This is a genomic window from Bartonella vinsonii subsp. berkhoffii ATCC 51672 (assembly GCF_902825225.1).
GTDB classification, from domain to species: domain Bacteria; phylum Pseudomonadota; class Alphaproteobacteria; order Rhizobiales; family Rhizobiaceae; genus Bartonella; species Bartonella berkhoffii.
Genome location: NZ_CADEAK010000307.1, coordinates 1 through 394, shown reverse-complemented (window position 1 = coordinate 394; position 394 = coordinate 1). Strand labels below are relative to the sequence as shown.

The 394-nt window shown below is 32.2% G+C and carries 1 pseudogene; it reads right to left on the bottom strand.

Annotation, left to right across the window (positions count from 1 at the left end):
• Nucleotides 1–135 (bottom strand): annotated as a pseudogene (locus J7R10_RS09385) (trwi protein); the annotation flags it as partial.
• Nucleotides 136–394 lie beyond the last annotated feature (259 nt).

Genomic DNA, 394 nt, shown 5'->3' with positions numbered 1-394 from the left:
AATGAAAGCAATGGTAAGACCGATTGATACGAAGGGTGTAATTGTAGCAATCGCTTTTGAGGAAATATCCATGACAGATGTTTTCGTTGCTTGATCAATGTGATTAAAAAGTTGCGTGAACATTTTGAAGTCCATGGCATTCATCTTTAGCGAATTTTAGTTTTCTATTACCTTAAAATATGGGGACATATCGTACGTTTTATTTTTATTTACTCAATTTATTTCAGTATTTTTGTTGGATTATGTTGGATTACGTCTTCTTGTGTTTATCCAAGTTGTTGAGAGAGTACTCAATGATTATGTGTTTGCTTTTCCCGAGAGAGAAGGTAAAAAAACGGCGTAGAATTCAGTCTTTTATACAAAAACTTATCTTATTTTAGGCATTTGTGTATTT